General features: G+C 45.4%; 20 protein-coding genes, 1 tRNA gene and 1 pseudogene. 10 read left to right on the forward strand and 12 right to left on the reverse strand.

What is annotated here, in order from left to right:
• Positions 1 to 29: 29 nt before the first annotated feature.
• From ABJ081_11375 to ABJ081_11390, 4 genes are all read left to right on the forward strand, one after another.
• On the forward strand, positions 30 to 590 hold the full coding sequence (locus ABJ081_11375; protein ID MEP6357270.1) for a polysaccharide biosynthesis/export family protein: 561 nt from the start codon (positions 30 to 32) through the stop codon (positions 588 to 590).
• A gap of 250 nt (positions 591 to 840) precedes the next feature.
• Complete coding sequence (locus ABJ081_11380; protein ID MEP6357271.1) at positions 841 to 2,418, forward strand: undecaprenyl-phosphate glucose phosphotransferase; 1,578 nt, start codon at positions 841 to 843, stop codon at positions 2,416 to 2,418.
• Positions 2,419 to 2,445: 27 nt separating this feature from the next.
• Positions 2,446 to 3,705 carry an O-antigen ligase family protein gene (locus ABJ081_11385; protein MEP6357272.1) on the forward strand — a complete coding sequence of 420 codons (1,260 nt, stop codon included), beginning with the start codon at positions 2,446 to 2,448 and terminating at the stop codon, positions 3,703 to 3,705.
• Between the two features lie 68 nt (positions 3,706 to 3,773).
• A tRNA-Pro gene (locus tag ABJ081_11390) sits at positions 3,774 to 3,850 on the forward strand.
• A gap of 649 nt (positions 3,851 to 4,499) precedes the next feature.
• Here ABJ081_11390 and ABJ081_11395 read toward each other — a convergent pair.
• From ABJ081_11395 to ABJ081_11420, 6 genes and pseudogenes are all read right to left on the reverse strand, one after another.
• Positions 4,500 to 4,751 (reverse strand): annotated as a pseudogene (locus ABJ081_11395) (MerR family transcriptional regulator).
• A 48-nt stretch (positions 4,752 to 4,799) separates the two neighbouring features.
• Positions 4,800 to 5,090 (reverse strand): integration host factor subunit alpha, encoded by a 291-nt coding sequence (locus ABJ081_11400; protein ID MEP6357273.1) that lies wholly within the window; start codon positions 5,088 to 5,090, stop codon positions 4,800 to 4,802.
• Between the two features lie 100 nt (positions 5,091 to 5,190).
• Entirely contained in the window at positions 5,191 to 6,168 is a 978-nt protein-coding gene (locus tag ABJ081_11405) for a beta-ketoacyl-ACP synthase III (protein ID MEP6357274.1), read from the reverse strand.
• 15 nt (positions 6,169 to 6,183) lie between these two features.
• Positions 6,184 to 7,233: a phosphate acyltransferase PlsX gene (gene plsX, locus ABJ081_11410; GenBank protein ID MEP6357275.1), complete on the reverse strand. Its 1,050-nt coding sequence runs from the start codon at positions 7,231 to 7,233 to the stop codon at positions 6,184 to 6,186.
• 148 nt (positions 7,234 to 7,381) lie between these two features.
• On the reverse strand, positions 7,382 to 7,963 hold the full coding sequence (locus tag ABJ081_11415) for a hypothetical protein (protein ID MEP6357276.1): 582 nt from the start codon (positions 7,961 to 7,963) through the stop codon (positions 7,382 to 7,384).
• Positions 7,956 to 8,555, reverse strand: coding sequence for a ubiquinol-cytochrome C chaperone family protein (locus ABJ081_11420; protein MEP6357277.1), 600 nt, complete (start codon positions 8,553 to 8,555; stop codon positions 7,956 to 7,958). Before ABJ081_11420 ends, ABJ081_11415 begins: the two co-directional genes overlap by 8 nt.
• A 43-nt stretch (positions 8,556 to 8,598) precedes the next feature.
• Here ABJ081_11420 and ABJ081_11425 point away from each other — a divergent pair, with 43 nt between their 5' ends.
• Together ABJ081_11425 and ABJ081_11430 are read left to right on the forward strand one after the other, a co-directional pair.
• A complete protein-coding gene (locus ABJ081_11425) occupies positions 8,599 to 9,204 on the forward strand; it encodes an outer membrane protein assembly factor BamE (GenBank protein ID MEP6357278.1) in 606 nt (201 codons plus the stop codon).
• A 24-nt stretch (positions 9,205 to 9,228) separates the two neighbouring features.
• On the forward strand, positions 9,229 to 10,545 hold the full coding sequence (locus ABJ081_11430; protein MEP6357279.1) for a DNA polymerase IV: 1,317 nt from the start codon (positions 9,229 to 9,231) through the stop codon (positions 10,543 to 10,545).
• Positions 10,546 to 10,555: 10 nt separating this feature from the next.
• Here the strand turns inward: ABJ081_11430 and ABJ081_11435 are convergent, their stop codons facing one another.
• A complete protein-coding gene (locus ABJ081_11435) occupies positions 10,556 to 11,371 on the reverse strand; it encodes a DUF1849 family protein (GenBank protein ID MEP6357280.1) in 816 nt (271 codons plus the stop codon).
• Positions 11,372 to 11,522: 151 nt separating this feature from the next.
• Here ABJ081_11435 and ABJ081_11440 point away from each other — a divergent pair, with 151 nt between their 5' ends.
• Genes ABJ081_11440 through ABJ081_11450 form a run of 3 tightly spaced genes read left to right on the forward strand, consistent with a single transcriptional unit; the run spans position 11,523 to position 13,651 of the window.
• The gene (locus ABJ081_11440; protein MEP6357281.1) at positions 11,523 to 12,002 is read left to right on the forward strand and encodes a RidA family protein; all 480 of its coding nucleotides are present in this window, start codon (positions 11,523 to 11,525) and stop codon (positions 12,000 to 12,002) included.
• A gap of 18 nt (positions 12,003 to 12,020) precedes the next feature.
• Positions 12,021 to 13,196, forward strand: coding sequence for a GNAT family N-acetyltransferase (locus tag ABJ081_11445; GenBank protein MEP6357282.1), 1,176 nt, complete (start codon positions 12,021 to 12,023; stop codon positions 13,194 to 13,196).
• Between the two features lie 26 nt (positions 13,197 to 13,222).
• Positions 13,223 to 13,651, forward strand: a complete 429-nt coding sequence (locus ABJ081_11450; protein MEP6357283.1) for an HIT family protein — start codon at positions 13,223 to 13,225, stop codon at positions 13,649 to 13,651.
• A 6-nt stretch (positions 13,652 to 13,657) separates the two neighbouring features.
• Here the strand turns inward: ABJ081_11450 and ABJ081_11455 are convergent, their stop codons facing one another.
• The 5 genes from ABJ081_11455 to ABJ081_11475 form a co-directional block, all read right to left on the reverse strand.
• Positions 13,658 to 14,011: an AzlD domain-containing protein gene (locus ABJ081_11455; protein ID MEP6357284.1), complete on the reverse strand. Its 354-nt coding sequence runs from the start codon at positions 14,009 to 14,011 to the stop codon at positions 13,658 to 13,660.
• The gene (locus ABJ081_11460; protein ID MEP6357285.1) at positions 14,008 to 14,772 is read right to left on the reverse strand and encodes an AzlC family ABC transporter permease; all 765 of its coding nucleotides are present in this window, start codon (positions 14,770 to 14,772) and stop codon (positions 14,008 to 14,010) included. The genes ABJ081_11455 and ABJ081_11460 overlap by 4 nt, the downstream gene beginning before the upstream one ends.
• A gap of 59 nt (positions 14,773 to 14,831) precedes the next feature.
• A complete protein-coding gene (gene clpA, locus ABJ081_11465; GenBank protein MEP6357286.1) occupies positions 14,832 to 17,273 on the reverse strand; it encodes an ATP-dependent Clp protease ATP-binding subunit ClpA in 2,442 nt (813 codons plus the stop codon).
• Positions 17,274 to 17,289: 16 nt separating this feature from the next.
• Positions 17,290 to 17,640, reverse strand: a complete 351-nt coding sequence (gene clpS / locus ABJ081_11470; GenBank protein ID MEP6357287.1) for an ATP-dependent Clp protease adapter ClpS — start codon at positions 17,638 to 17,640, stop codon at positions 17,290 to 17,292.
• Positions 17,641 to 17,948: 308 nt separating this feature from the next.
• Positions 17,949 to 18,281, reverse strand: a complete 333-nt coding sequence (locus ABJ081_11475) for a phasin family protein (protein ID MEP6357288.1) — start codon at positions 18,279 to 18,281, stop codon at positions 17,949 to 17,951.
• Between the two features lie 355 nt (positions 18,282 to 18,636).
• On the opposite strand from ABJ081_11475, the gene ABJ081_11480 reads away from it, so the two are divergent.
• The gene (locus ABJ081_11480) at positions 18,637 to 19,938 is read left to right on the forward strand and encodes a D-alanyl-D-alanine carboxypeptidase (protein ID MEP6357289.1); all 1,302 of its coding nucleotides are present in this window, start codon (positions 18,637 to 18,639) and stop codon (positions 19,936 to 19,938) included.
• The last annotated feature ends 41 nt before the right edge of the window (positions 19,939 to 19,979 follow it).

Consider the following 19,979-nt stretch of genomic DNA (forward strand, 5'->3'; position numbering starts at 1 on the left):
GGGTAGTTGTAATATTTACGGTCAAGTCCATGCGTATCATCTATGCTTCAGTCCTTATGATCTTAGCCATTATCTTAACGGGCTGCGCTAGTCATAAAGTTCCACAAGACGCATCTTTTAAAATTCTAACTCAGCCATATCAACTCGATAGCGGAGATGAATTAAGGGTGACTGTTTTTGAACAAGCCAACCTTTCGACCAATTATACTGTCGATCAAGCCGGTTTTGTGACACTCCCTCTTATCGGGTCAGTGGCGGCGCGCGGTCGCACGACCAAGCAGTTGTCGAGTGACATTGCAGCACGTTTAAAGAAAGGGTTCGTGCGGGATCCAGACGTTGCCATAGAAGTACAAACCTTCCGCCCATTTTTCATCCACGGTGAAATCAATAATGCTGGTCAATATGAATATGTGAATGGATTAACCGTTCAAACAGCGATTGCAATCGCTGGTGGTTTCTCGGCTAGAGCCAACAAACAAGTAGCCGTAATTACCCGTCAAATTAATGGCGAGATCCAACATGCCAAAGTTGATTTGAACACTCCTATTCGTCCCGGAGATACCTTGACGATTAAGGAAAGGCTTTTCTAAATCGTAAATATATAGAAATTGCGGCACAAACCCTAAAGAGTGAGCCGCTCCGAGTTGCGGGATAAAAGCCTGGAGTACCCGCATCGAAATAAAAAGCCCGCACGACAATGTGCGGGCTTTTTTATGGCCTCAATTAAGGTTAGCGCTTCCCTAAACAAATAATACAAATCCCATATACCCTCATACTATTTCTTTATGAAATTACGTTATCTTATTGAGAGAATAAATGTAACGTGGTGAGTTTTGAGTTATGGGGATACATGAGGAATCTAATGATATTGACGCGCAAGCAGTCAATACAGGAGATGGTGAACGGAAATGGACGCCTCGCGATGAAAGCGGCCGTTCCACACGTCCACACGAAATGTTCGTTGACCCCGCGACAATGGATCGCAAAGAAGTAGCGAAAATACTTGCAGAAAAAACAATATCACCATCACTGATCAGCAACGTCATTTGCTTATCTGAAATATTCCTGATGTTGATCATCGGCGTTTTATGCTTGTTTGTATTTACTGCCGACACACAAAGCATCACTTTCAGATCGTTTGCCGTGATTTTCTCTATTGTCGGGATGTTCATTATTCTGACACAGGCATTGCATCTTTATAAATTATTTATCATGCGCGATATAGCTCAGCAATTGCTGCGTTTCACATGCGCTTTGCTCATGAGTTTCAGTTTTTTCATTCTGATCCCAAGATTGTTTTTTCAAATTGATTTATTTCAACCAACTTGGATGACACCGTGGTTTTTTACCAGCTTGACTACCATTGCAATTTTACGAGTATTCTTATCATCCATAATCAATCTTTGGACCAAAGATGGCATATTGGAGCGCCGTGCAATTATTGTTGGGGGTGGCAAGGAAGCTGAAGAGCTTATCCTCAACCTTGAACGCCAACCAAACAACGATATCCGTATCTGCGGCATCTTTGATGACCGTGGTAACACGCGATCACCAGAACTCATTGCAGGCTATCCAAAACTTGGGACCATCCCAGAACTTGTAGAATTTGCCCGCGATACGCGTCTCGACATGCTCATTGTTGCTCTCCCCCTCACCGCTGGTGGCCGAGTGCGTGAAATGCTGAAAAAACTATGGGTCTTACCGCTTGATATTCATCTTTCAGCCCACAGCAATAAGCTCGCCTTCAAGGCACGCAAATATTCCTACATTGGCTCAATGGCATTTGTAAATTTAACCGAGCGTCCAATCACCGGCTGGCGTTCAATCAGAAAACAGATATTCGACTTTGTATTGTCAGCCATATTGTTGGTTATTTTATCACCCCTCATGCTGGTGACGGCAATTGCCATTAAACGCGACAGCAAAGGACCGGTTTTCTTCCGTCAAAAACGACATGGCTTTAACAATGAAGTCATCGACGTTTGGAAATTTCGTTCCATGTACACCGATAAATGCGACCAAGAAGCAAAAGTCGTTGTTACGAAAGACGACCCACGCGTGACAAAAGTCGGCGCCTTCATTCGTAAAACATCAATTGATGAACTGCCTCAACTTTGGAATGTCCTCAAGGGCGAGTTATCCCTCGTTGGCCCCCGCCCTCACGCCGTATCCGCTCATATAGACAATGAGAAGTGGAATGATGTGGTTGATGGATATTATGCGCGCCACCGTGTCAAACCCGGCGTGACTGGCTGGGCACAAATCAACGGCTGGCGTGGCGAAGTTGATGATGTTACAAAAATCAAAAAACGGACAGATTATGACCTTTATTACATAGAAAACTGGTCCCTCGCCTTTGATTTCTACATTTTGGCGATGACACCGTTCAAACTTTTGAACACAAAAAATGCCTATTAAGTCACAAGTTTGTAGACGGAAAATAACGTGAGTATCGCCCAAGACATACATCATCCAGTCGAACAGCCCGCCAAAAAGTGGATACTTTCGACCAGAAGCCTCGGCAACTCAGCGCTGGGCTTGATTGTTTTTCTAGGTGGTTTTGTGTTTTTCGAGCCAGCTCCCTATGAGCTATTACTGGTACCGCTTCTGATTATCTGGTTTGCCTTTGGTCTGACATTACACCGCGCCTTCCTGCCCCTCACCTTCTTAATGCTGTGCTTTATTTGCGGTGGGGCGATTGCGGTCACACAAAAGGCGGATATCGCTGCTGGGTTCTTTTACATTATCGTCACCGGCTTCCTTGTAACAACTTCCATATTCTTTGCTGCCGTGGTTGCAAACAATCCGCAAGAAAGATTACGCATTATTTTCAAAGCCTATTGCTTCACGGCTATTATCGGCTCTTTGATTGGTATTTTGGCCTATTTCCACCTATTGCCAAACTCGGAAAGCTATCTATTTGGTGGTCGCGCGCGCGGCCCCTTCCAAGATCCAAATGTCTTTGGCCCTTTCCTCGTTTTGCCCGCTGTTTTTCTCCTGAGAAACATATTGGTCAACTCAACAGGAAAAAGCTTAGGAAACATTATAGGTCTTTTGATTATCATGTCAGCCATCTTTCTCGCCTTCTCACGCGCCGCGTGGGGGCTGACATTAGTTGCATGCGTTATGATGACCATGATCTTATTCATCACCGCTCCTGATCAACGTCTACGCAGTAAAATTATACTGGCATCCATCTTTATGGGTGCGCTCATGGTTGTATTTTTTCTAATTGCTCTATCAGTAGATGCCATCTCCTCACTCTTCGAAGAACGCGCACGGCTTGTGCAAAGTTATGACAGCGCCCGCTTTGGTCGCTTCGCACGCTATGGCTTTGCTCTGCAATGGATCATGGAAGGACCGCTTGGTTATGGCTTTGGTAAATCTCGCGAGGCATTTGGCGAAGACACGCACAACGTCTATATCAAAGCCTTCCTTGTATATGGCTGGCTTGGTGGCATTTCCTATTTAGCACTGGTGCTGTCCACTCTTCTCGTGGGTTTCAAGCACCTATTCAAAACCACGCCATGGCAAGGATATTTCCAGTGCTGTTATGTCGTCATTTTCGGCCACGCCATCGTTGGCCTCGTCGTTGATATTGATCGTTGGCGCCACCTCTACCTCATCTATGGGATAGCTTGGGGTATGATTGCTGCCTATACCATTTTACAGAGTCGTAAAATGGAGCACCAAAAGACTCATTAAAGCCTGCTTGGGCCGTTTTTCTTATCTTGCAAATACTTATAGTAGCAGGTTAAAACCACTGATAAGTTCGGAGTGTGGCGCAGCCTGGTAGCGCGTTCGTCTGGGGGACGAAAGGTCGTGGGTTCAAGTCCCGCCACTCCGACCATCATCACATAAAACAAGAACTAACGGATTTGATCGAGCAACCGCTTGCATTCCAAAAGATCGACCAATGTTTCCTGAAGTCTATTCGTATGGCTGTGAGATAAGATATTACCCTCCCCGACTTCTTCTTTATCAGCTTGTGTCGAGCCAAACTTAACCCGCTTCAAAAGACTTCGCGCACGCGATGTTCCGTTACTCTCTTGCTCATGTGGTTCGGGCAAAACATCATATGGCCATTCTTCAGGCGTTTCAGCCTCTTGGTCAGACAGTGGCGCGGCTTCCAGAACTGACTGCTGTGTTGTAATCGCATCAACTAAATGGGTTGGGACATTATGGGTCACAGCAAAAGGCGCACTGTCACTGGCAGCCAGTGCAGCAGCAGGGTTGTTATCAGTATTTGCAAGTTGGCCGCTGTCTATATTGGCCGTATCTTCTACCAAATTGGCGACAGGAGGTGTTTCGATCGTCTCTTTAGTTGTTGCTGGCGATACACTCATTCCAGCAATCGGCTCAATCGCACTCTCTTTGTCAGCAACAGTATTACTCACTGCGCTAACCGTAGCAGCAGGTGCGGGATCGGTTTGTGGTGCTGCTTCTACTGGCGCAGTCGGTGATATTTTCACCGCGCCTGCTCCCTCAACACCCTCTGTGATAAACTGAACACCCTGTTCTTTCAAAATGCGTTGAACGCCTTTGATCGTATACCCTTCTCCATACAGGAGATGCTGTATACCCCGCAAAAGGCTTATGTCACCGGGGCGATAATACCGCCTGCCACCGCCGCGTTTCATTGGCTTAATTTGAGAAAATCGCGTTTCCCAAAAACGCAGAACGTGCTGCGGAAGATTTAATTCTTCTGCAACTTCACTTATTGTCCGAAAAGCCTCAGGTGCTTTTTTCAAAATGAACTCTCCTATAAAAGACGGTTCATTGAGAGAATGCGCCGGCTATTACTTGTTAATTTTATCTTTAATCACATTGCTTGGTTTAAAAACCAATACGCGTCGTGGTGAAATAGGAACCTCTTCGCCCGTCTTAGGGTTTCGTCCGATGCGCTCATTTTTAGAACGAACCATAAAAGACCCAAAAGAAGATAATTTCACAGAATCACCCTTGACGAGACTCTCTGATATTTCATGAAGAAAAGATTCCACAAGTTCTGCTGATTCGCTACGTGAAAGTCCAACTTTACGATAAACACTCTCGCAAAGATCTGCCCGTGTTATAGTTTTACCACCCATGGTTGTGACCCCATTTTATGCCTGCCTGCCTAATCACACAAATACTGAAGCAATTTTATTGAACAAGGTCAACAAGATAAGGCTATAGAAATCTATCATTTTACCAATTGAGCAAAACGGAGCCCCAAGTAAAACCACCCCCCATAGCCTCAAACATCACCGTATCACCACGCTGAATACGCCCATCTTGCACGCCTTCATAGAGAGCCATAGGAATTGAGGCCGCAGACGTATTGCCATGTTTAGAAACGGTTTTTACGATTTTATCGGCTGGAATCCCTAATTTTCGGGCACTTGCATCAATAATGCGCTCATTGGCTTGATGAGGAACAAACCAGTCCAAGTCATCGGCGCTTAAACCTGTTGCATCAAAAGCATCATAAACCACGTCAGTAATCATTCCAACGGCATGTTTGAAGACATCTTTGCCTTCCATACGCAAAAATCCGGTGCTTTGAGTTTTGGATGGACCCCCATCAACATAGAGTTTTTCGCGGTGAGAACCGTCCGAACGAAGGTGCGAGGTTAAAATACCTCGATCTTTGACTGTTCCATCACCCTCTTGTGCATCCAAAATCACAGCACCCGCTCCATCGCCAAAAAGAACGCAGGTCGTGCGATCATTCCAATCAAGAATCCTAGAAAATGTTTCCGCGCCAATAACCAATATGCGCTTGGCCTGTCCGGCGCGTATATACATGTCCGCTGTTGTCAGTGCGAAAACAAAACCGGAGCAAACAGCCTGCATATCAAAGGCAGCCCCTGTTGTAATGCCAAGGTTATGCTGAATTTGAACAGCACTCGCAGGAAAGGTGTAATCCGGCGTCGAGGTTGCCAGAATAATCATATCTATGCTTGAGGCATCAACACCAGCATTTTTAAGAGCGCTCAGCGCCGCTTTAGTGCCAAGATCAGACGTGGTCTCGCCTTCAGCTGCGATGTGCCTTTGACGGATTCCAGTCCGCTGGACAATCCACTCGTCAGAGGTGTCCACTTTTTCTGCCAGTTCTTCATTCGTTAGAATTTTCTCTGGAAGATATCGACCACAACCAATCGCTACAGAACGGATAATCGCCACCAATGAAGTCCTTTTTCAACTGGATAATTGGTCTTCTTTAGACGAAGCATCACCCGATGTCATGTCGCTACTTATTTTTTCCAACAAACCATTTTTAACAATATTAAAGCCAAGTTCGGTTGCGCTGGCAAATCCTGCAGGGTCTGCGCCGCCGTGGCTTTTAATAACAATACCGTTTAAGCCCAGAAATACACCGCCGTTCACACGGCCTGGATCCATTTTTTCGCGTAAACGGTCAAATGCACTTTTTGCTAGAAGATAGCCCAAACGTGCGCGCCACGTGCGCGTCATGGCATCACGCAAATAACCAGAAATCTGTTTTGCGGTGCCCTCAGCTGTCTTTAACGCAATATTCCCCGTGAAGCCTTCGGTCACGACGACATCAACAGTACCTTGACCCAGATCATTGCCTTCAACAAAGCCGAAGTACTCAAAATGATTCTCATCTGCTTCGCGTAAAATGCGACCAGCAGTTCTAATTTCTTCTAGCCCTTTAACTTCTTCAACGCCCACATTCAAAAGCCCGACTGTCGGTTTTTTAAGATCAAAAAGAGCACGAGCCATCGCACCGCCCATCATTGCAAAATCAACAAGCTGTTGCGCATCCGCCCCAATCGTTGCCCCCATATCAAGGACAATGCTTTCGCCCCTGAGTGTTGGCCAGATAGCCGCAATAGCAGGCCGCTCGATATTGGCCATCGTGCGTAGACAAAACTTCGACATCGCCATTAAGGCGCCTGTGTTACCCGCAGAAATACAAAACGAAGCATCGCCCCCTTTGACGGCTTCAATGGCTTTCCACATACTGGATTTACCACGACCAGACCGCAAAGCCTGACTTGGTTTTTCATCCATAGCCACAGTTACATCACAGTGAATAACACTGCTCGCATCGCTAACACGAGGATAATCCGCAAGAACAGGTTCAATTTTGTCTACTTCGCCAAAAAGCAGAAATCGGACATCAGGCTGGCGCAGCAATAAAATATCCAAGCCAGGAATGACCATAGATGGACCTTCATCACCCCCCATGGCATCGATAGATATTGTTATGGGAACCGACATATTCACTGCTTTTCTTTATTATTAGTATGAAACATTGTTAGAAATGAATTCCGCACGCTCTATTTGATTAAGCCGTTAAAAAGCCAATTTTACCACATTACACAAGTGTTAACATTATTAACACGCCATTATTCACTCTAACTTCACTTCACTTCATTTTATCCTTAAGTGCCGCAAGACTAGCAAAAGCTGACGCTTCACGATCACTCTTAACAGCGCTTTGATCAATCTCGGCATTTTCTGCCCGAGGATAAGGGTCGAGACCCAGCGCAAAATACTCTAATACAAAGCTGCCAAGTTGAATTATCTCATGATCGTAAGTGTCAGGCACAGTCGTATCAAGACCTAATTCTAAAAGGCCTCCATCAGCGGTACGCTCCATATATTTTTCAAACTCACCAGTCGGAACAAGGGTTAAGTCGATCTCTTCCTCAATAACCTTTTTAACCGCTTTGAGAGATAAAACGCAGGTCTGCACAACATCAGCTTTCATTATACCGGTCAGGCGGAACTTTGTTGTTGTCTTCTTTTCAAGAAAAGTCCTCGCCTCAAAATATTTAATCTCTTGAAGATCATAAAAAGCACATATCGCCTGCCTTTCACCATCAGATAAAGATATGGTTGTCCTTTGTCCTTTTTTAGGCACACCGGGAGTATGAATCGGGCGCGGCAGCAAAACTTCCTCGCCAGAGCTATCAGATGAATTTTCGAGCAAAGGATCTTCAGGCATGATTTCCCTTTTTCAAAGTTGAATCGAGCAAAAATTGATCAGGATTTGGTAATGTAAAATCAGCTTCATATAGGGCTTGCAGGTCACACTCACCAAGAAGTTTTACGCTTTCTATCATATAGTTTGCAAGGCTGGCAGCGGCTTCTGGGGCCTCATCCACGTCAGGAAATATATTCCTGTGCAATGCATCGCTAAGCGACGATATATCGCCGCTACTCACAGCTAAATCAAGGGCTGCATCATAGGCCGATACGCGGCCATAAAATGCCTCACCCATCTTTTTAATGCGTTTTGGCACAGCCTGATATCCCACCCCAAGCTCACGCAAGGACCTATCCATATCCTCAAAAAATATATCAAAGACTTCCTGTCCAAACTCTTTCGCAATGCTACCTTCACCTTTTAGCCGCTGAAAAAACAAAAATGCGTGAAGAACAATCATATCAAATCGGCCTGAAACAGTATCAGCCACCTGATAGGATTGATAAAAATCTGGCAATCGCGCCTGTAAGACCAAATGGTCATAAACCTTACGAATCCGCAAATCACGGCCCTTAGTACTACGCTTTAAAAACCCCAAACCGAAAACCATCAAAATCTCTTACTTGATCGACAAAACACATATCTGATACATATTGATCAAACAGGCACTCTTTACGACTATTCAACAGATGTGCAATAGCACAATACACTTTGGTGCTAAATTTGCCTTATTGGTGTATATAGATGTCAAATATCGTTATTTTTTCAAGGTCAAAGTCAATATGAACTCTCGTAATAGCAAGAACAAGCAATTGAAAACTCTTATTTCAACTGCAGCGCTTGGAATAGTCCTCGGCTTGTCAGGATGTGCTGTTTCTCAAACGTTACAGCATGGCTATGTGGTTTCACCGGAAGCCTTACGACAAGTCCCGGTTGGCGCGAGTCAAGATCAGGTATTGCTGGCCCTAGGCACCCCCTCAACCGTCGAAAAATTCGATCGTCAAGGGTTTTATTATATCAGCCAAACGGCACAAAAGAGAGCTGCATTTAGCAAAGGAAAAATTGTAAATCAGCGCGTTATTGCTGTTTATTTTGATGAGGAAGGAACCGTTGAACAGATTGGTGATTTTGGCCTCAAAGATGGTAAAGTGTTTGACTTCCTGACCAGAACAACACCAACAGGCGGTTCGGAAATCACTTTCCTACAGCAAATATTCAACGCAGCCTCCAAACCACTTAATAACATCTTGGGCAACTAAATTAAGGCTTAAAAAGCAGGGCAAATGACAAAGAATGCAGTAAACCACGGTCTCTGCATTTGTCGTGACTGTCAAAGCTGGCAAGCACCACCAATCAACCTAAAACGGCGAAGATGCCGGTCATGTGCCAGCCCCCGCCTGCTCGCTCATAAAGAATTGCAAGAGCTGACCATTGCCCATATCGATTGCGATTCATTTTATGCCGCAGTCGAAAAACGCGATAATCCAGACTTAATAGACAAACCCGTCATTATTGGTGGTGGACGACGCGGCGTGGTGTCCACCGCTTGCTATATTGCCCGCATACATGGCGTACACTCAGCTCAACCCATGTTCAAAGCCTTGGACGCATGCCCCAATGCTGTGGTTATCAGGCCAAATATGGAAAAGTATGTCCGCGTGGGCCGCCAAATTCGCGAACAAATGATGACCCTTACCCCGCTTGTAGAACCGATATCCATCGATGAAGCCTTTCTTGATCTCTCTGGCACCCAACGCCTGCATGGTCACTCACCGGCCGAAACACTCGTACAATTCTGTCGTCATATTGAAGATACCATAGGGATCAGCATCTCAATCGGACTATCCTTCAATAAATTTCTCGCGAAAATTGCTTCCGACCTTGAAAAACCGCGTGGTTTTTCTGTCATCGGACGTGAAGAAGCACTCAGCTTTTTAAAAGACAAACCAGTTGGCATGATTTGGGGGGTGGGCAAGGCCATGAAAGCGAAACTAGCGAGCGACGGTATCGCGACCATTGGCCAATTACAAACCATGAATGAAGCCGACCTTGCTCGCAATTATGGTGCTATGGGTATTAAGCTCGCATGTCTCGCACGCGCCCATGACACCCGTATAGTCTCAACCGACAGCAAGACCAAAAGCATCTCCTCAGAGACCACCTTTGATAGCGATATTGCAGACCTCACTCTTTTAACAAAAAAACTCAGAGCCTTAAGCGATAAAGTATCAAAGCAACTTAAAACCAAAGAATATAGTGGTCATACCATTGTACTGAAATTAAAAACCGCTGACTTCAAGACGAGAACAAGGAATCGCAAAATTCACGATCCCACGCAGCTAGCAGACCGCATTTTCAGAACGGGTCTCGATCTTTTAAAACGCGAAACTGACGGAACAAAATTCCGCCTTCTCGGCATTGGAGTTAGCGATCTTTATCCCGCAGAAGCAGCTGATCCCGATGATCTGATTGATCTACAGTCAATGAAAAGAGCGCAGGCCGAGCGCGCTATGGATGATGTTCGTGATAAATTCGGCCAAAAGGCCGTCAATCTCGGCATATTGATGAATGACGCCACAAAGCCACAACGCGACGGCTGATAGGAGTCCGTTAAGAGCAATCTTCTTCCGGCAGGAATTCAAGCTCTCTCATTGTGCCAGTAAGTGCGAACTGGCCATAATCAAAAACGAACTGCCGAGTCACGCCATTTTCATAAAGTACAAATGAATTAGCCCACTCAGGGGTCGTGTCTTGCTCATCTGTTATTCTATAATAAGAAAGTGAAACTGGCCAACGGCGCAGCTTTTTATCTTCTAACGCCTGATAAGGAAGAGATTTTCCTTTTTCCACTTCGCCTTCTTTGGCAATAGCCGCTGTTACATCAAAAGCAGCCATGCCGCCCTCCACACCTTCATAAACAGTACTTGAGACAAGTTTTTCGCCAGCTTTTGCCTTCTCAATCAATTTAATGAAATGTTGCACTGGAAACTGCACATCTTCAGACAACACTGTATCCACAGCCTCAGGTCGCGATAATCTCACTCCAATTGAACCGTCTTTGCGCGAAGCGACACCTTTAACATCTTCAATAATTCTATTGTCTTGATAGGTTGAGTTAGAAAAATCGAAAGCATTGCCCTCTCCGCTTTCGAAATTCTTCCCACGCGTATCGAGTAAAAAATTTATACCGTCATTATCTTCAAGTTGTGTAACAAAACGATAGGAAACATTATATCCAGTACAAGCAGCACCATTCAATTCCAAAACCCATTTACCGCTGCCACCAATGATTTTAGAATCTGCCTGCGCTGATTGAAACTTGATGTCATAAACCGCACGATGTGGCGCCATACTCGCAGAAAAAGCAGAAAGCGTCGTAGCAGATAAAAGAACGATAGAAAGAGGGAGAGCTTTCGAGAACAACATAAATTCACACGCCTTTGTTTGAGAAGAGTTCTTATTGTGTAGAATTACACTTATTAACGCCTTGCGTCAGTAAAAACTATGGCAGAAGAATGATCGTAAGAAAAAGATCACGTCAAATTTTGATCGCACACAAAATAAATAGGAAAAAATTATGACAAGTACATACCATGCAGAAGTAGAACAACGCCTTAAAGCATTGGGTATCACACTACCAGAAGCGATGGCGCCAGCTGCTAATTATGTACCCTTCAAGATTGCAGGCAACGTGCTTTATATTTCAGGCCAACTCCCAACAGCGCCGGATGGCAATCTGATCAAAGGAACATGTGGTAACAATATCGAAACCGAAGCCGCCGCTCATGCGGCAGAGCGTTCAGCCGTCAACATCCTTGCACAGGTCAAAGCAGCAATCGGTGATTTTGATAAAGTAGAAGGCTTGTCCAAGATCACTGGCTTTGTCGCATCAACCGCAGATTTCGAAGCACACCCAGTTGTTGTGAACGGCGCATCCAATCTTTTTGTTGAAGCGCTAGGTGATCGAGGACGCCATGCCCGTTCTGCGGTTGGCATGGCTGCACTGCCCTTTAATGTCGTCGTAGAGGTCGAAGCCATTTTCCAATTAAAATCATAGGCTTTAGATAAAACCCATATGCCCGAAGAAGAACATGTTGTCTCCCTTATCACGTCTTTGTCTGACATAGACAAAGACGCTTGGGACAGCTGTGCCAATCCGTCAGACCAAGCCTATAATCCCTTTGTCAGCTATGATTTTCTGGATGTAATGGAGCAATCAGGTTCAGCCGTCTATGAGGCGGGATGGTATGGCCAGCACATGGTTTTAAAAGACAAGAATGATGGCGTGCGCGGCATTCTACCCTGCTATTTGAAATCCGACAGCCAAGGCGAATATGTGTTTGACCATGGCTGGGCCGACGCCTTTGAACGAGCAGGCGGGCGCTATTATCCTAAACTTCAAATCTCTGTACCTTTTACGCCAGTCACCGGCCCGCGCTTTTTGGTGCGTGATGAAAAAGATGGAGCGGAGACCCGAGCTATACTGGCAAGTGCTGCCGCACAACGCGCTCAATCAATGCAAGCCTCGTCCATACACGCGACATTTTTAAAGAAACAAGAATGGAATGAACTGGGCGCGCTTGGTTATCTCCAACGTACCGACCAACAGTTTCATTTCGAAGATGAGGGATACGGTGATTTCAATGGTTTTCTTGACGCCCTCACTTCGCGCAAACGTAAGCAGCTCAAACGCGAGCGACGCGAAGCACTGAGCAATGGCATCACCATTGAATGGGTCTCAGGCGATGACATCACCGAGGCGCATCTGGAACGATTTTACACCTTCTACATGGATACTGGCTCACGAAAATGGGGCACGCCTTACCTCACGCGCTCCTTTTTCTCGCTGTTGATTGAGCGCATGGCCGATAAAGTGCTGTTCATCTTTGCAAAGCGCGATGACAACATCATTGCCGGCGCTTTGAACATGATCGGCGGTGACACGCTTTACGGCCGTTATTGGGGCTGTATTGAAGATCATCCCTTTCTCCATTTCGAGGTTTGCTACTATCAGGCAATTGATTATGCGCTCGCCCATGGCCTCAGCCGTGTAGAAGCTGGTGCGCAAGGCGGACATAAATTAGTACGCGGCTATAAGCCCGTCACAACCTATTCAGCCCACTGGATAGCCAATCCCAGTTTTCGCGATGCGATTGAAAATTTTCTTGAACGCGAACGCAAGCAAGTCGCTTATGAAAAAGAAATGCTTTCTGAGCGCGCACCATTTAAGAATGATGGCAGTAAAAACTGATTCCTATCACATAAGGAGCTGAAACCGTGGCCACTGAAAGCTATCAAGCCGACAATATATTTGCCAAAATCATGGCAGGCGATATCCCGTGTCACAAAGTCTATGAAGATGCAGAGACACTGGTTTTCATGGATATATTACCCGCAAGTCGAGGCCACTGTCTGGTCTTACCTAAAGCCCCTTCCCGCAATCTATTGGATATTGATGAAACCGCATTAAACGCCACAATGATGACAGTCCAAAAGGTTGCCAAAGCGGTCATCAAGTCTCTCAATGCGGACGGTGTCACTATCCGTCAGAACAACGAAGCCGCTGGGGGACAAGAGGTATTTCACACCCATTTTCACATTATGCCACGTTATCTTGGGGACACTTTGCGCGCACATGATGGCTCAGAACCTAACCATGAGGAACTGGCAGCCCTTGCAAAACAAATAGGGGACGCGATTGAATAATCTGCTCTAAATATAGATTACGCCCGCAATGACCAGCAGCAATTCTGCTGCAATGATACCAAAGATAATCCGTGGACCAGTTAGAAAAAACACGCCATAACCCACAACCATAGCTCCAACACGTGCCCAAACTGGTATGTCAGCCAGTGCGCCTGATGGGAACACCACAAGCTTTGAAATCAGCCCAGCAACAAGAGCTGTTGCGACAGCCTTCACCCATTTTAAGACTTCGCTGTCTTCACGTATCGAACGCGATAAAAGTGCGCCAGCCCATCGCCATATCTGAGTTGGTATCGCACCTGCCAACAAAATGAAAAGAAACGGTGACCATTCATTAAAGGGCGCATTGAGCCAGCTCATTCTTCGCTAGCCTTTGGTTTATCAATGTATCTACCAGAAAAATAAGCAATGGTTCCCCCAATCAGACCGCACCATAGAAGGTCCGTATCCGGCACAACCATATGGAATAAAGGACCGAGAACCAAACCAAGTATAATCGCTAAATATTCAGCTTTAAGGCGGGCTGCTTGTGACATGGAGACAAGAAAATAAATCGGCGTCAGGAATAAAAGTGCAGCAGCAACAACTGCCGGCAAAGTACTGCTGAGCGAATGCGATATGCCTGTAATCAGCATGTTCACAAAAGCAAGACTACTTCCAAGCCCCAGAAAAAACGGCAACCGTCCCTCGCGGGGCATGCTCGGTAATTTGCCCATGGCATAGACCCACGCCGTAACAGCCACAAAGTTTGACGCCAAAACAAGGTGCCATGTCTTCGTATTTTCTGTGCGTAAGAATGGCATCAGTGACATCGTCATCGGCATGAGACGGACAGACGCTAAAACAATAGCAAAAACAGTTGCATAAAAGGGCACTTCATTGATAACCGCGCCTGCGATAACAACCGCGCTGGGCAAAGCCCATGTTGTAAAAGCAAGCAACATCGCCTGCCCCGCGGTCAAACCTGCCTCGGCAGCCAAGCCGCCAAAACCAACAAAAGACATCATCAAAATAAAGGCGGGAATGGATACTAAAACACTCGTGCCTTTCATAAACCATTGAAAAGAAGTCAAAGAGGCAGCTTGGCCATCTGGACCATCTGTTTGCGGTGTTTCAGCCATAGGGTATTCCATATAAAAATACCGCCTATAAGGATAGGCGGTATCAATGATTTGAGTATTTAATCGGTTTTGAGCGGAACCCTTGGCACAGCACTGCCACCATCACTTTTTTTACTTTTCGACGTGGTCCGTTTTTTTGCTCTCGCGACAGGTTTTTTAGCAGCCGCTTTGCGTTTTCTTGGTGTAACCGGTTCTTTTTTAGGTTTCACGGCAACATCTTCAAGCGATTCCAACATCAAGCCAGAGCCGCCCTCTTCCGTATGTTCAACAGAAACCTTCACAATACCGCCGCTCTTCAATTTGCCGAATAATACTTCGTCTGCGAGTGGTTTCTTAATGTGCTCTTGGATAACACGAGACAAAGGACGGGCACCCATGCGTTCGTCATAGCCCTTATCCGCAAGCCACTCGATGGCCTCATCGGTCAATTCAAAGGTTACACCGCGCTCGGAGAGCTGCGCCTCAAGCTGGATCACAAATTTACGCACAACCTCATAGACCACCTCTTTCGGCAATGAGCCGAATGGAATGATGGCATCAAGACGATTACGGAATTCAGGCGTAAAGAGCTTATTGATCGCCTCTTCATCATCGCCTGTACGCTTCGTGCTACCAAAACCGATAGCTTCTTTATGCATCTCAGCAGCACCTGCATTGGTGGTCATAATCAAGATCACATTGCGGAAATCAACAGCTTTGCCGTTGTGGTCGGTCAGCTTACCGTGGTCCATCACCTGCAACAAAATGTTGAACAAGTCAGGATGTGCTTTTTCAATCTCATCAAGCAGCAACACACAATGCGGGTGTTGATCCACACCATCTGTCAGCAGGCCACCTTGATCGAAACCAACATAGCCTGGAGGGGCACCGATCAAACGTGAGATCGTGTGGCGTTCCATATATTCCGACATATCAAAGCGAATAAGCTCAACACCCAAAACACTGGCAAGCTGTTTTGCAACTTCGGTTTTACCAACACCAGTCGGGCCAGAGAAAAGGTAATTACCAATCGGTTTTTCTGGCTCTCGTAGCCCTGCCCGCGCCAGTTTAATGGCAGAGGTCAAAGCGGTGATGGCATCATCTTGACCATAGACCACGCGCTTGAGGTTGCTTTGCAAGTTTGAAAGCACTTCGGCATCATCTTTGGAGACGGTTTTGGGTGGAATGCGTGCCATTGTCGCAATGGTTGCTTCAATATCCTTCACACTGATTGTCTTCTTACGCTTAGATTTCACAATCAGTTTTTGGCTCGCACCGCTCTCGTCAATCACGTCAATTGCTTTATCCGGCAGTTTGCGATCACCGATATATTTCGCCGAAAGCTCGACCGCTGATTTAATCGCATCATTGGTATATTTCACATCGTGAAATTCTTCATAATAAGGACGCAAGCCCTTCAAAATATCAATGGCATCAGGAATGCTTGGCTCGGCCACATCAATTTTTTGGAAACGGCGCACAAGCGCACGGTCTTTTTCAAAAAACTGACGATATTCTTTATAAGTCGTCGACCCCATACAACGGATTGCACCTGATGCCAGCGCAGGTTTTAACAAATTAGATGCATCCATCGCACCGCCAGAGGTGGCTCCTGCACCAATAACCGTATGAATTTCATCAATGAACATCACAGCGCCCGGGTATTCTTCGATTTCTTTGACAACTTGCTTCAAGCGCTCTTCAAAGTCACCGCGATAACGCGTACCAGCAAGCAAAGTACCCATATCGAGAGAAAAGATCGTCGCGTCTTTTAAAACATCGGGCACTTCAGCATCGATAATACGCTTGGCTAAACCTTCAGCAATAGCGGTTTTACCAACACCGGGATCTCCGACGAAAAGTGGATTGTTTTTCTGGCGACGGCAAAGCACTTGGATCGTGCGAATGATTTCATTCTCTCGACCGATCAGCGGGTCAACTTTTCCATCTAAAGCCTTGTCATTCAAATTAACGCAATAAGCTTCCAGCGCGTCTGTCTTTTTGCCATTTTCTTCAGCCTCTGTCTCAAGGCCAGCCTCATCATCTTCCACGCCACTCACGGGCTTTGCTTCGCTCATGCCAGAGCGCTTCGCTATCCCATGGCTGATATAGTTCACCGCATCATAGCGAGTCATATTCTGCTCTTGGAGAAAATAAGCAGCATGGCTTTCACGTTCGGCAAATATAGCAACCAAAACATTCGCGCCCGTCACCTCATCACGCCCAGAAGATTGAACATGAATGACCGCACGCTGAATAACTCGTTGAAAACCTGCTGTTGGCTTTGAATCATCATCAAAACCCGCAACTAAATTAGATAACTCCGTATCCACATATTCAATGAGATCAAGGCGAAGTTTTTCAAGATTAACGTTCGATGCTTGCATAACGGCAGAAGCATCCTTGTCATCAATCAAGGCAAGCAAAAGATGCTCTAACGTTGCATATTCCTGACTACGCTCATTCGCATAAGTCAGTGCCTGATGAAGGGCTTTTTCTAGGCTCCGAGAGAAGGATGGCACTACATAGACCTCATATTCAGTTTTTTTCCATTACGCATTGTAGAGGGTGCTGGTTTTTTCGAGCAAAGTCCATAACCTGAGTAACTTTTGTCTCAGCAACCTCATAAGTGAAGACACCACACTGCCCCACACCTGTGTTATGAACATGAAGCATGATCTGTGTTGCCTCTTCCTCATTTTTTTGGAAGTAGCGCTCAAGCACAATCACAACGAATTCCATTGGCGTGTAATCGTCATTCAAAATTAAAACACGATATAGACTCGGTTTTTTGACCTTTGTTTTGGTCCGTGTGATGACGCTGGCATCCAAATCGCCATTATCGTCATCACCCTCATCATTATCATTTGTCGATAGATAGATCTTCATGTGTTGAAACACGATCCTTGTTTTCAAGCTATTCGTTCATCTCAAGCTAATCATTCATTGCACCACTTTGCCGCTAATAGAACGGATGGCAAGGCAAAAAATAAGCCAGAATATAAACGTACGCAACCAATGTTATCACTACTACCTAGAAATGAGGTGTGAAAAACAAATAACAAGACAAATGTGGCTGAATTGATCGCATAAACAAAAAAAGCCCTACCAAATAGGTAGGGCTTTCAATGACCTAAGGATCAATAATCAGACTGTCTTGGGAGGAATACAGCAGATATTAATGTCCGAAAAGAAACTTACTTAGTTGCTTTTGTAACGGCAGCTTCAATTGGTTTGTAAACTTCTTTGGCCATAGCTGTGTACATTTCGCCAATTTTTGTCGCCTGACCTACAAAATCTTCGTAAGCAGATTTTGCGAAATCTGACTGAACTTCGATTGCTTTATCAAGTGACTTAACAGCCATGATTTTCTCAACAGCAGCAGATGATTCTTCAAAGGATTTTTTTGAATAATCAGCAGTTTCTGTTGCTATTGTTTGAAGTGTTGTTGAAACAACGTTGATGTTAGCCATTGCAACATCCATGTTTTCTTTGCCCAATTTTTGGAAGTCTTCTGAAAAATTTGTCATTATCCGCTACCTTTATAAGATCAGTTTAAAGTTGAGATGCTCTTCACTGCCTCTCTCTTGAATTTATATATATTGCATTGCAGCATAAATATCAAGCACTTTTTTGCATCGCAGCATGAATTTGTTTTTTTCACGCGCTTCACCTCAAAAATTTCATGACAAAACAAAATGTTACCGAAAAGACTAATTTCGTGATGGCTTGGTGTTTATCGTAAACAAGACCTTTACTGATTGGTAACTCCCTACCGTTATCTTGTGTGGAAAGAATGAGTACTTTGGCCAAGCTTTTCAGCACCCCCTCAGCCTCATTAAATGTTGTGTAGCGACTAGAAGGTCGTTTGTATTGGAGTTCGCCGTGTTTTATGGTGCAGTATTATCTGGTTTATCTAGATGTAAATTACTTTTCACTGTTTTTATCATAACAATAGCCATGATGCTTGGTTCGCAAAATGCCTTTGCGAATAGCAAATATGCGGCTTTTATCTATGATGCCAACAAAGGCAAAGTCCTCTTTGCTAGAAATGCCGATGCATATCGCTATCCTGCGTCTCTCACCAAAATGATGACTTTATATATGGTCTTCGATGCGATTGATGCTGGCAAAATCAGCCTTTCAACACGTATGAGAGTGTCGGCAAGAGCTACGCGAGCTGTGCCGTCAAAGCTCTATCTCAAAAAAGGCTCTAGCATCCGTGTAAAAGATGCAATCCTTGCTCTTGTAACAAAGTCAGCCAATGACGTGGCTATTGTTATTGCCGAACATTTGGGTGGAACAGAATCCAACTTTGCAAGAATGATGACCCGCAAAGCCCGCTCTATCGGCATGAAACGCACCACATTTGCAAATGCGTCAGGTTTACCAAACAGAAGACAGCGCACAACAGCGCGAGACATGGCACGCCTTGGGTTGTCATTACGTCAATCGCATCCAAAGTCTTTCCGCTATTTTGCAACCCGCAGCTTCAAATACAAAGGCAAAACCTATAGAAACCACAACCGACTACTTGGTCGTGTGGGCGGCGTTAACGGCATCAAAACCGGCTATATCCGCGCTTCTGGGTTTAATCTTGTAACAAATGTCGAGAAAAATGGCCGCCACGTGGTCGGCGTTGTTATGGGAGGCAAATCAGGTCGTTCCCGCAATGCTCATATGGCAACACTGATTAAAAGGCACCTCAAAAAAGCATCGAGAAAAAATCGCAGAAACAAAGTGTCTCCGCTGCTCGTAAGCAAGTCTTCCAAATCAAAAACAGTATTAGCAAGCAAGGCTCCACTGCCAACGCTCCGCCCGCAAACAAAATCACCAGTTGTGGTGGCAACAAACTTACGCACCAACAGACCTGCCGAACAAGGTTTGAGCGAAGCTAAAGTGATCAAAACAGTCACAAACCAAACAGCAGAGCCATCTAAGAAGGTCGGCTGGAAAATACAGTTGTCGGCGACACCAAACCTTAGTGAAGCAAAAGAACTGCTTGAAGAAGCATCATTAAAAGGCGCATCGGTTCTATCGAAGAAAACACCTTACACTGAAAGCGTCACTAAAGGTTCAAGCACCTTTTACCGAGTTCGGTTTGCTGGCTTTAGAGATAAAAACACTGCCCGCCGTGCCTGCAAATTCATGAAGACCAAGAAATACAATTGTATCTACCTTAACTAGCGTCATGTGCTTGCGCATGGCATCAATATGTCACCCTGAAA

It is taken from the genome of Hyphomicrobiales bacterium (genome assembly GCA_039989895.1).
Lineage (GTDB): Bacteria > Pseudomonadota > Alphaproteobacteria > Rhizobiales > JACESI01 > JACESI01.